Origin of the sequence: Paenibacillus taichungensis (genome assembly GCF_047302525.1) — a bacterium.
Classification (GTDB): Bacteria; Bacillota; Bacilli; order Paenibacillales; family Paenibacillaceae; genus Paenibacillus; species Paenibacillus taichungensis_B.
The window spans coordinates 375,973-388,564 of record NZ_CP168020.1; the positions used below are offsets into that span (position 1 = coordinate 375,973).

The window sequence follows — 12,592 nt, forward strand, 5'->3', positions numbered from 1 at the left end:
TTATGACACGTAAATGGTCTTTATTCTCAGTAGTCAACTATACCTTGCTTGCTCTGGTTGGTTTCTCCATGATCTACCCGTTTATTTACATTTTGGCTTATTCATTGAATGACGGTAAGGATTCGATGCAGGGCGCGATCTATTTTCTTCCTCGAAAATTTACGCTTGAGAACTATGCTCAAGTATTCGATAACGCCCGCATCTGGAAGGCGTACCAAATTACAATCATGCGCACCGTGCTGGGTACGTTCCTCCATGTTGTCCTGTGTACGCTCATGGCCTATGCGCTTTCCAAAAAAACATTGCCCGGCCGATCGTTCTTCACCTTTTACATCTTCTTGCCTACGATTTTCAGTGCCGGGTTCATCCCGTTCTTCATTACGCTTCAGAAACTGCATTTGATCAATAGCTTCTGGGTATACGTCTTGCCGCTGTTATTTAATTTCATGCATATCATCATTATCCGAACCTTTCTGCAAGGCATTCCGGAAGAGCTGGAGGAATCTGCTCACATTGACGGGTATGGGGATTTCCAAATATTTGTTCGGATCATCCTGCCTCTTTCGGGACCGGTACTGGCAACCATCTCCCTCTTTATTGGGGTAGCCCATTGGAATGACTGGTTCTCAGGGGCTTACTATGTATCCAACAAAGATCTGATCCCGGTGCAAACCCTCTTGCAGGAGATGCTGACGGAAGCAGAGTCGTTATCCAATTCGATGCAACGCGCAGCCCAACAGGGCGGGCAGACGGTTGGTGGTGCAGGAGGTGCAGGTGCGACACCTGAATCCCTTCGTATGGCTTTGCTTGTCATCACGGTTTTCCCGATCTTGTGCATCTATCCGTTCATGCAACGGTATTTCGTAAAGGGAGTGATGATCGGTTCGGTGAAAGGTTAGGTTATCCTGACCCGGAATTTGCTTGGCTTTACCAAGCTTGACCAAGATCATTCATATTCATATTTCAGGAGGCGATTGGTTTGAACAAGATTTGGTCAAAAGGCGTATCCGTATTACTCGTGTCCATCTTGGTTGGAGGATTGTTGAGCGGCTGTACGGATTCATCAGGGAACGGTGATGGTGGAGAAGCAGCCGATGGTTCATACAAACTCAAAATACTACACAATTGGAACGGATCAGGGGGATCGGATAATGGCATGACGCCTGTGGAAGAAGTCATCAAGGAGAAGACTGGCGTTACCCTCCAGTGGGAATATACAAAAGGCAGTGAGACTGAGAAAGTAAACCAGATTTTTGCCACGCAGGATTTGCCGGATATCTATACTGGACCTGCATGGGGAGGCGAGTTGGACGGCATTATCAAGGCTGCCAAAGAAGGACAGTTGTTGGATATTTCCGACAAATTGGGGGATTATCCAAACCTTGCGAAATCCATTGCCGAAGAAAATGTACCCCCAGCGCTATACGAGAAAGCAATTGATGCATATGACGGCAAAAAATATCTACTCCTACAAAATCAGCCTGCCAAGAACGAAGACGGCATGGACTGGCTTTACGGCTTCTATGTCCGTAAAGACATCGCTGAGAAGGTCGGTGTGGACCCTCAGTCTGTCGTGACGAAGGAGGATTTCTATAACTTCCTCAAAACAATCAAAGATGCCAATCTGCAGGAGAACGGTCAGCCGGTCTTTCCGCTGGGTGGCTTCAGTAACGGCTGGTCCGTGGGCATTGGGAATACCATGTTCTATTCGGGTGCTGGATATGTCGACAAAGGAGACGGAACGGTAGAGCATCACTTTTTCACCAAAGGCTATGAAGAGTACACACTATTCTATCGGAAGCTAGTTGAAGAAGGGCTGATGGACCCTGAAGCATTTACCCAGACAGACCCAATCGCTAAAGAGAAAATCAATCAGGGCCGCATCGCTATCCTTGCTGCACATTATCCGGCCATTCTGGATGCTTCCAAAGAATATGTCACTTCGCATCCCGGAAGCGATTACATTCCTATTGGCCCATTGGAGTGGGCAGATGTTGACCCGAACCGCCCCGCGGATCTAGGCATTCAAGGCAACAACGTAACAGCCATCACCAAAGACTGCAAGGGCGCATGTGTAGATGCGGCGCTAAAGTTCCTGGATTATATGGCTTCCGATGAAGGCTTCATGCTGGCGAGATACGGAGTTCAGGGCGTTCATTGGGATATGAAAGATGGTAAACCTGTCGCTAATCAAGAGTGGTTTGATAAGTTTACGGCAGATCAATCGGGAAAAGTTCGCAAGAACGAAGGCATTAGCATCGGCCTGGAATCGATTACGGGGCTTGATCGCATCAATTCCGCTGCTGGCGGAGATATCTGGGCCGATCAGGAACGTCTCGATGCCATGGAGCAAGCCCGCAAAATCCTGCGACCTAACGGCATTCAGGTGATTACAGCCTATAACCCGGGCGATGTGATTACCAAAGCGCCCGAATGGGAAATGCTGAAACCTTCGATGGACCGGATCAATGATGCCTGGAAGGAAGCAATCTTTGCGAAATCAGATGAAGCGGCGATGGGCATTATCAATGACCTTCGCGAGCAGCTCCGAAAGACCGGATATGATCAAGCCATGCAGTTCACGAACGAAAATCTGAAAGGCAAAGACGTGGTAACCGTTCAGATGCCGAACTGATGACTTCCATAATTAAGGGAGCCCGGTAACACGAAAGGCTTCGCAGCACCTTGGTAAACGAGGGAGCGAAGCCTTTCGTTGTTTTGCTTGAGCGTGAGGGTGTCCACTCTTTATGAAAAATACATCCGTGGAATTCGTTATTCTTGATATTGACTTTACTTTAAGGAGTTGTATTCATATGACGACAAATTTCAGACCTCCATCTGTACCTCTTGTAACCGTAGATCCTTATTTTAGTGTATGGTCCGCTGCAGACCATCTGTATGAAGATCATACCCGACATTGGACGAACAAAACGAATGGCATGGTTGGGCTTGCGATCATTGATGGTAAGGCCAGACGATTTATGGGGAAAGTGGCATTGCGGGATCAATCTGAATTTCAGGAGCCGGAGGCACTCGTTCAAACCGATCTGACGGTGGAGCCGGTAACGACTCGATACACCTTTCAGGGGGGAGGGATTGAACTTAAGGTCCAGTTCAACACGCCTTTATTGTTGGATGATCTGGATCTGTTATCCCGACCTGTGACGTATGTGACTTTTCAAGCAAAATCTATCGATGGGAAATCCCATCAAGTCAAGATTTACTTCGATGTCACAGGCGAATGGTGTGTACATACAACGGATCAGCAAGTGACCTGGGAACGCCACGTGATCGAGGGACAACTCAATGCAATGTCCATGGGTACAGTCGAACAGCCCGTATTGCAGCTTGCTGGTGATGATACACGAATTGATTGGGGATATATGGTTCTGGCTGTTCCTCAGACCCCTCGTATCCAGACGGTGATACATTCCGTGACGAGTCGAGAGCAGTATGTACGAACCAGTCAATTGCCGACAGAGGATGATCAGCACCAGCCGAGAGCTGTTTCCGATAACATGACGGTCATGGCAACAGAGATCAATCTGGGTGTAATACAGGAAGAACCGGTATCGCAGTACCTGATGCTTGCGTATGACGATGTTCATGCGATTGAATACTTTCATAAACCTCTGAATGCTTATTGGAAAAGAAATGGATTGACGTTTCATGAAATGCTGCTGATGGCAGCTGATCAATATGAAGAGATCCAGCAACGATGCGACAGCTTTAATCGTGAGCTCTTGGCAGAGAGCCAAGCCGCAGGCGGTGAGAAGTACCGGGATATTCTGGCGCTTACGTACAGACAGGCGATTGCCGCGCATAAATTGGTTGCCGATGAAGCGGGAGATGTTTTATTTTTCTCCAAAGAGAACTTCAGTAATGGATGTATCGCTACAGTGGATGTCAGTTACCCGTCGATTCCATTGTTCCTGAGATATAACCCGGAACTGATCAAGGGCATGATGCGTCCGATTTATAAGTATGCCATGAGCCGTGATTGGACATTTGATTTTGCGCCTCACGACGTAGGAACTTATCCGAAAGCCAACGGTCAGGTATATGGTGAAAACAAGTTGGAAGACCAGATGCCGATTGAGGAATGCGGAAATATGCTCTTGATGGCTGCTGCGGTGAGCAAGTATGAGGGGGATATCGATTTTGCCCGTGAACACTGGGGACCTCTTACGAAATGGGCGGGGTATCTGCTTCAGAATGGACTCGACCCTGAAAACCAGCTGTGCACCGATGACTTCGCCGGACATTTGGCACACAATACAAATCTATCTATTAAGGCTATATTAGGCATTGCTGCTTATTCGTACATGTGTGACAAGCTCGGTTTGCAGGAAGGAGCCGCTTACCTTGAAGCCGCTCGGAAAATGGCGCATGAATGGATGACCATGGCAGATGCCGGGGATCACTATAAGCTGACTTTTGACAGTCCAGCCGATTCATGGAGCATGAAATACAATCTGGTGTGGGACCATCTGCTCGACTTACACCTGTTCCCAAAAGAAGTCGCTGCTAAAGAGCTTGAATACTACATGCATAAACAAAATCGCTATGGCCTGCCGCTGGATAGCCGTGAAACGTATACCAAATCGGATTGGCTGGTATGGTGTGCCTCCATGAGTTCAACACAAGCACAGTTCGAGTCATTGATCTCACCTCTATGGGATTTCATGAATGAAACCTCGGCTCGTGTTCCGGTAACGGATTGGTATGACACCATCACCACAAAGCAGATGAATTTCCAGAATCGTTCTGTTGTCGGTGGCTTCTTCATTCAATTACTCATGCAAGATTCTACAGGCAAATTCGTGTGAAGGCAGGTGATGAATGTGAATAACATTATCGAGGAAGTTTGTACGGACCTAATACAGCTAAAGCAGCAATTCGAAAACCCGGATGCAACGTATCGCCCACAGCCTTTTTGGTTTCTGAATCATGAGCTTGAGAAGCCGGAACTCGAGAGTCAGATTCAATCGATGTTTGAAGCGGGAGTCGGTGGGGTTGTGCTGCATGCGCGTCATGGTATGCAAACCCCATACCTGTCGCCAGAATTTATGGAAGTGTTGGAGTTCTGTACAACAGAGTGCGAGAAACGCAATATGGTCGTCTGGCTGTACGATGAGGATAATTGGCCGAGCGGAACTCTAGGCGGTAAGCTAACACGTGATCATCCGGAATATCGCATGCGTTACTTAAGAATGGAGGAAAAAAGATATTCGCGAGGTCCTAAGCAGGAAGGATTGAAGCTGGACTTTGCCTCTTATGATCACAATGAGCTTATCGCCATTCTGGCTTATCGTTCCGTCCACCATGATGGGGAGTGGCTGCTCTATGATGAACCGGAAGATATCACACATTTATGGGGGCAGGATTGGAAGTCGGATACGGAGGATACTTATATCGTGCTGGCCTGTTGGTCCTGTGAAATCGCTGAAGGAATCACGTTTGCCAAAGGGTACTATCTCGATACGTTGAATCCGGAAGCCGTTCAGACCTTCATTCAAATGTCTTATGAACCGTTTCTGCCATTGCAGAAATATTTCGGCTCCACAATTCAAGGGGTATTTACCGACGAGCCAGGGCTCATGATTCATGATGGTTTCTCCGGGGTGGAAGCGATCCGAACGGTTGTTGATGATGTGGGTGCTACATTGCCGGGCATGGTCTTCGCATGGACACATGGGATGGCAAAGCGGTATCAACATGAGAATGGGTATGATCTTATCCCGCGGTTGGGCGCATTGTTATATAACATGGCAGATGGCAGCCGGTCAACGAAACAGCAATATTATGATACGATTACGCGCTGGTATGTTGAGGGCTATCATGCTGCGATTCGTACTTGGTGTGAGCGGCATGGACTGCTGTATATCGGTCATACGCTGGAGGAGCCGGTCTGGGGACAGGCTAGGTCTCAAGGCAATCAGACCCGGGTATTGCAGCAGTTCCACTACGCAGGGGTGGATTATCTGACTCCTGGAATCGGTACAAAGGAGAATCCGCATCGCATCGTGTCCGTTAAGACAGCGGCTTCTGTAGCGCAGCTGGATAGGAAGAAACGAGTGATATGTGAATCTTTTGGCGCAAGCGGTCACGGCTATTCCATGCGTCAGAGACGACTCGATGCCAATTTCATGGCATTCTTAGGTGTGAATCTGTTTATTCCGCATGCGTTTTATTATTCGTTTGCCGGGTATCGTAAGACCGATTTCCCTCCGACGGAATTCAAACATGCACCGCATTGGCCGCATTATAGAGCTTTTGCCGATTATATTGGTCGATTGAGTCTGCTAGGTGCAAGCGGTATACGAACGCCAGAGGTACTCCTGTTATCGCCTATTCATACGGTGTACCAAAATATGTTCGCATCCGGTGAATCGAATATGCATCCTTCTTCAGATGTACTGTTCTCGCTCCTGTCGGATCGCATGCTGCGCGGGTCCGTCGACTATGACTATGTAGATGAATGTCAGCTTCGTGATGCCACCCTCGTGGATGGAGAAGGGTATCGATTTGGCGGGAATGAGAATGTATATTCGATTTTGATTATGCCAGAGATTGAGGTCATGTCTAAGGACATCGCTGCACAACTCGTTTCCTTTGTGAAGCAAGGAGGCACTCTAATTGCAGTAGGAACGACTCCACAGCATAGTGAGGCCCTTAGGCAAGATCCAGAGTTGCTGAAGTATATGAGTGAGTTATTCAGTTCCGATCGTCGGCATGGGAAATTACATGCTGTTGGTAAGGGATACAGCATGTTCTATTCCATGAACGACTCTGCTCATGAAGGGGATCAGGCTGGGGATCGATTGGAAGCATTTTGTGCTCTATTATGTGATTTGTTAAGAGAACCACGAGCTATTCCCTATAAACTGATAAAAGGGCAGTCTGAAGACCTGATTAGGGTGGAACGCAAGATCGGGGATCATGTGTATGTGTGGTTTATGAATTGGTCGGATCAGCCAGTGACCATTAAGCTTGATCCAAGAGAAAATAAGGATTACTTGGAAGAATGGGACTTGGAGAGCGGGGGAGTACGTCGGTTAGACTGTGAAGCGGTTCTTTCATTTGTGCCGGGAGAGCTGCGAGTACTATCGGTAAGACCTCAAGAGCGTCCGTCCTTTCCGCAAGAACAAATGAACAATGGAGAGCGAACTTCTACGGATGTGGTAGTTCTTGATGAGAAGTGGCAGTTCAAAACTGCCGACCCCAACGTTCTTCTGCTAGATCAATGGCATGTAACGTTGAATGACCGACAGTCCAGGATGAACGCCACGATGCCTGGACAAGTGAATACGTATCGCACTACGTTTATGATGACGCAAGAATTGATCGAGATTGTACAATCACAGAGCGATTCGGGTCATTCCGATGAGTCAGGAAAAGAACAATCGGCCAAGATTGAGTTGATTCTAGACGATGTAGAGCAGAAGATTCCATCTCATATCGGCTTTCTGTCACGTAGAAGGAATCTTGAAATCTTCGTCAATGGTATACGCCAGGAAGCATTGAAGCCATCTTCTTGGCAGGACGCTTATTACGACAGTGTAGATATCACACCACATTTGTTGGTTGGCGAGAATGAGCTGGAGATTCTGACGGTTTCTTTACTGGAACCGATGCCGGCTATTTCATTCCCAGCATTTCTGATTGGTCCATTCGCAATAGAAGATCATACTACGTTAACTTCCGATGTGGAACATGTGGTTGGATGTTGGGGTTCTGCTGGCTATCCTTATTATTCGGGCACAGGATTTTACTCACAACATGTGGACCTGACTGATGTCAGCTTAACTGCAAATGATGAATTATGGTTGGTAGCTGAAGATATAAGGGAGACGGCATGTTTGTATGTGAATGATATTGAAGCAGGCATCCGTTTATGGCCGCCTTACCAATGGAACATAACGCCATATGTACAAGAAGGGAATAATAAAATTAACATTCATGCAGCAAACACACTGGAGAATTTATATGGAAAATCAGCACTTCCTTCAGGGATGAATGGACAGGTGAGGTTGGTGCGGCGAGCGCTAGGATAGGGACTATATTTCAATTTTTATGATAAGAATGACTGGTCTTTAAAAGGTCCGGTCATTCTTTATTTGTTTATAACTATATCGCCTCATAATATATATTTAATATAGTTATTCGGGATATAAATGAACCGATTCAAAAAGGGCGTGTTTAAGCTATAAAATGTAATAATACGACATCATACAATTGAGGGAGTTAATTAATTTGTTGTTAAATGTCGAATTTAAGGAACATTTGTCAAAGGTATTGAAAGTTATATATTATATATTTAATATATAAATGAAATGACTTATTCGCCGAGGAGGGAGTGTATAAGAAGAGGACGCTGTTTGTTCCATTACTGCACATGGCACCACATGACTTCACATTTCACATCACATTAAAAGGAGAAATGAAAATTATGATTCGTAAGTTAGCGGTTTTGTGTATTACCCTTGTCTGCACAACAGTGTTCTCGGTTAGCGCATTTGCTGCTTCTAATGATTCAAAGCATGTGGATTCTTTGAAATGGCCTAAAAATCAAGCGCTTCCAAACTTCGGTAAAGTCGAACACCTGGATGTTGCCAATGTATATGAGGCACAGGGGGATATCAAATTGCTTTTGACAACTCTTTCAGGAGTTGTGAATCGGGAAAAGCCACGAATTTATGTGCTACAGAATAAAGTTGACCCATGGCTTAAGGACTTAAAGGTTCCATATAAGCAATATGACAACGCTATGGATGTTTTCAAGAAATATGCAAAAGAGATTAAAGGCATTATTGTATATGATCCAAATTTACCGGACTCTATTAATGTGGCAACTACACTTGCTGGACTAAAAGATGCCGTTGTCGCGAGTCCCGAACTTGCACAACAATTAACTGCTGCACCGTATAACCTGTCGGTACTTGAAGACTTACAAGGCAAATTCAAGAATCGTATGGACGCATACAATTGGCAATATGAGAATCTTTGGAGCCAAACGACTCAAAGAATGTTGGTCGGATTGAGTCCGGACACATCCATCCCGATCCCGCCAGGAAATTTTGATTCGTTCCAAACGATTGCTGTCGAGAAGGAACAAGTACGTGATGGAAGTAATCGGAAAACATTTGAATATGATTTGTCTTCCTATTTGGGAAAAGAGGCTGTCTATCTCCGCTTCGAAGATGCTTTTCCTCAGGATGGCTGGGGGCCAGCCGTTCATCAAGTGACAGTGAAGGCAGATGGACAGGTCATCTCAGATTTTAAAACGGGTACCTCCGAGGAAGAAACGTTTCTCTATGACAGACATAACTCCAAATTTTTACCTGGAAGCGATCACCGCTTCGTAGATCACGGCAATTACTTTGTATACGAATTTAAACCTGCAGCCAATACGAAGCAATTAACAGTATCGATTGAAATGTGGAACCAATACAAAGTATCTGCGGGCAATATTAAACCACTCTCATCTGAAGAGAAGGAACCTTATGGTTTTCTACGTGATTATGCCGTAGCAAACAAAGCAATGGTCTTCTGGCTGTCAACAAGTGTACCTGAGGAAAAGGCGCTTTTCGAGAAGATTCTGTCCGACGTAAAGCCGGGGACACCTTATATGGGATGGTTCGACAATGATTTCGAAGGGGAGGTCGCTGGCCTCGAACTAACGTCTCGTCATAGTGTCTATGTTATACCTTCTGACTGGTTTCATAACATGACCGTATTTTCAGGAACAAAAGTAAAACAAGAACCGACACCTAAACGAGTTGATCCTAAGCTTGAGAATAAAATTTACGTGACCTATACCTTTGGCGAAGGCGACAATTTGCAATACGACCTGAATCATATGCGTAACTTATGGGATGATCCCGCTCGGGGCAAAGTACCCATTAACTGGACTTCAAGTCCGCTGCTGTATGATGCAGCTCCTGCCGTTCTAAATTATTACCGTTCAACTGCAACGAAAAATGACCTGCTTGTCGCAGGACCATCTGGAGCGAGTTACTTCAATCCGCATGTCTGGCCGAAGGAGACATTTCCGGAATACCTGAAACAATCTTATTCGTATCTTAAGAAAACCGACATGTCGTACCCTTATGTGCTGAATCGGGAACTTGGAAAAGACATTCCGCTCAGCGAGTCGACGGCAGCTGCGTATGAGAAAAATTATAAACTCAAAGGTCTTTTCTTGGCAGGGGAAGATAAAGAGGATATTAAAATCATGAATGGGAGCCTTCCAGTATCTATGATGCGAGGCACCTCAACGGTTCAGGACGGTAAAAATGTATTGACTGATGCAAAGAAAGACTGGGATGGCAAATCTCCAAAGTTTATTTCGATTGGGATCAACGCATGGAGTATGACACCATCAGATGTGTTGGCGATCACGGAATCTCTTGGAGCAGAATTCCAGGTTGTGAAGGCGGATGAATATTTCTCACTCGTCCGAGAAGCCCATGGATTGTCCAAATAAGGTTGAGAAGTTAGGAATCTTTCAATCACAAGTAATGTGAAAAGAAGCATGAAGGCGAGCCGAGAGCTCGTCTTTTTTGCGCTGTGCTTGGAGCACTCTGGACTTTAGAGCCACAATTTCAGCTACCTTTCAGTTGAATTTAACGTTCCTTCCATTTGGATGGGATATAGTGGAACCAAGAAAGAGGAGGAGATCAACAATGAATATTTCTTCAGCAGCAAGTTCCACGACATCCTACATATCCACGTCTTCATCCAGTTCGAACAGCACAAGTGAGTTGGAGAAACAAAAGACGAAGCTTGAGGCCGAATTGGAGAAAGTACAATCCAGCAAGGACGATGAGAAAACCAAGGAGACCAAAACAAAGCAGCTGCAGCAGCAAATTAAGCAAATCGAAGCTCAAATCTCGCAGCAAAGCTCCCAGAGCAGCGGTACAACCGGAACCAAAGAAGCGCCGCCGGCCAAACCACCAACCAATGGCATGCAAGCAGCATCCCCGCAAGAAATTGCAAATGCAACAACGGAAAGCAATGGCCGATTTGATATTCGGGTATAAGAGGGAATATAAAACTTATAAAAAATATATTAAACGAACGAGCAAATTGGTAAGTTAGAGCTGATTAGCTTAACCAAAAAGACCTGCCTGATCTCTATAGATCAAGCAGGTCTTTTGGTTGTTCACATGCATATGCTTTATTCAATCGTTAAACCGTTTATCCGTTCAGAGATAGATCTTTTTTTATAGTACATGCCGATAGTCACCAGAACCACCATCTCGGAAAGCGGAACGGCAAGCCATACGCCAGTGACACCGAAGAATGAAGGGAGGATCGCAATCAATGCAACCATAATGATCATCTCGCGTGCAGCTGTAATCCAGATGGCCATTTTGGCATTTCCGACAGATTGGAAGTACGTACTCATGACAAAGTTAATACCCATGAACAAGTATGCAAAAGTAAATATTCGCAAACCGTACACGGCGTTATCCGTCACGCTGGCACTGAAGTTCCCGAAGATTTGCACAAAATAAGGTGCGCCTAGTTGTACAACGAGTAACAGCAGGACCCCACATGCCAGAGCCGTTCTGGAGGCTAATCGAATGGTCTGTTTTTCCCGATCCATCTGTTTGGCTCCGTGATAATAACTGACCAAAGGTTGGGCAGCGGACGCTAGACCGAGAAATGCCAGCAGTACAACGCCATGAATATAGTTCAAGACTGTAAAAGATGCCACGCCATCCGTGCCCGCAATCCGATCCAGTGAGATGTTGTGAGAGATGGAGAAGACAGACATACCTAATTCAGCCAGGAAGCTGGGAAAACCAATGAGTACAATAGAAGCCAGCAGTTTGGTATTCCATTTGAAGCGAGTAAATTTGAGATTATTATTTTTCCTGAAAAAGTGAGTCAGCAACACAAGAAGCGCCAGAGATGCCGATACAATCGTACCAATCGCGACGCCACGAACGCCCCATTCCAGTACGTATAACGTTATATAGTTAAGCACAATATTGGCTACCGCAAACGTAATCTGAGCATACATGGATGTATTGGGATTTCCGTCGTTACGAACAAAAATAGTAAGTGCATTCTCAATGGTGAAGACAAAACCGAACAACAGCATAATATTCATATAGTCCGCAGCAAACGGGAATGTTTCAGTATTGGCACCAAGGGCCAAGACAAGCTTATCTCTGAAAGTATATGCCGTATATCCGATAACCATTGTAATCAGCAAAATAATAGTAATGGATTTGGTGAAAATTTGCTTCGCTGTCGTGAGATCCTTCTTACCCATATAGGTTGAATACAAGGTTGCCCCGCCCATTCCAATCCATAGCGACATAGCTACAAAAAGCGTATAGACAGGAGAAGCAATCCCGATTCCCGCCAACGCTGTAGAACCCAGTTTGTGTCCAACCATAATGCCGTCGATAATAAAGTTGAAAGCAACAACCAGCATCCCTAATATGGAAGGCACGAGGTAGCTTACAAATGCCTTACCTACAGATTGCCTTTCTAATGGATGCGTCCAATTTGTGTTCATGGTGACCTCCGTAAGTATACTGAATGTTCATTCTATATTATACTGAACGTTCGT

At 45.6% G+C, this 12,592-nt stretch carries 7 protein-coding genes; 6 read left to right on the forward strand and 1 reads right to left on the reverse strand.

Going from position 1 to position 12,592, the window contains the following annotated elements; genetic code table 11:
• Positions 1 to 2 precede the first annotated feature (2 nt).
• The 6 genes from ACDJ58_RS01845 (at position 3) to ACDJ58_RS01870 (ending at position 11,045) form a co-directional block, all read left to right on the forward strand.
• Positions 3 to 899, forward strand: coding sequence for a carbohydrate ABC transporter permease (locus tag ACDJ58_RS01845; RefSeq protein ID WP_053779684.1), 897 nt, complete (start codon positions 3 to 5; stop codon positions 897 to 899).
• 80 nt (positions 900 to 979) lie between these two features.
• The gene (locus ACDJ58_RS01850) at positions 980 to 2,635 is read left to right on the forward strand and encodes an extracellular solute-binding protein (RefSeq protein WP_413375016.1); all 1,656 of its coding nucleotides are present in this window, start codon (positions 980 to 982) and stop codon (positions 2,633 to 2,635) included.
• 178 nt (positions 2,636 to 2,813) lie between these two features.
• The gene (locus ACDJ58_RS01855) at positions 2,814 to 4,829 is read left to right on the forward strand and encodes a glutaminase domain-containing protein (protein ID WP_413375017.1); all 2,016 of its coding nucleotides are present in this window, start codon (positions 2,814 to 2,816) and stop codon (positions 4,827 to 4,829) included.
• A 9-nt stretch (positions 4,830 to 4,838) separates the two neighbouring features.
• Positions 4,839 to 8,057 carry a glycosyl hydrolase gene (locus ACDJ58_RS01860; RefSeq protein WP_413375019.1) on the forward strand — a complete coding sequence of 1,073 codons (3,219 nt, stop codon included), beginning with the start codon at positions 4,839 to 4,841 and terminating at the stop codon, positions 8,055 to 8,057.
• A 395-nt stretch (positions 8,058 to 8,452) separates the two neighbouring features.
• A complete protein-coding gene (locus ACDJ58_RS01865; protein ID WP_413375021.1) occupies positions 8,453 to 10,489 on the forward strand; it encodes a GxGYxYP domain-containing protein in 2,037 nt (678 codons plus the stop codon).
• Positions 10,490 to 10,688: 199 nt separating this feature from the next.
• The gene (locus ACDJ58_RS01870; RefSeq protein WP_413375023.1) at positions 10,689 to 11,045 is read left to right on the forward strand and encodes a FlxA-like family protein; all 357 of its coding nucleotides are present in this window, start codon (positions 10,689 to 10,691) and stop codon (positions 11,043 to 11,045) included.
• 137 nt (positions 11,046 to 11,182) lie between these two features.
• Here the strand turns inward: ACDJ58_RS01870 and ACDJ58_RS01875 are convergent, their stop codons facing one another.
• The gene (locus ACDJ58_RS01875) at positions 11,183 to 12,538 is read right to left on the reverse strand and encodes an MATE family efflux transporter (protein ID WP_413375025.1); all 1,356 of its coding nucleotides are present in this window, start codon (positions 12,536 to 12,538) and stop codon (positions 11,183 to 11,185) included.
• Positions 12,539 to 12,592 lie beyond the last annotated feature (54 nt).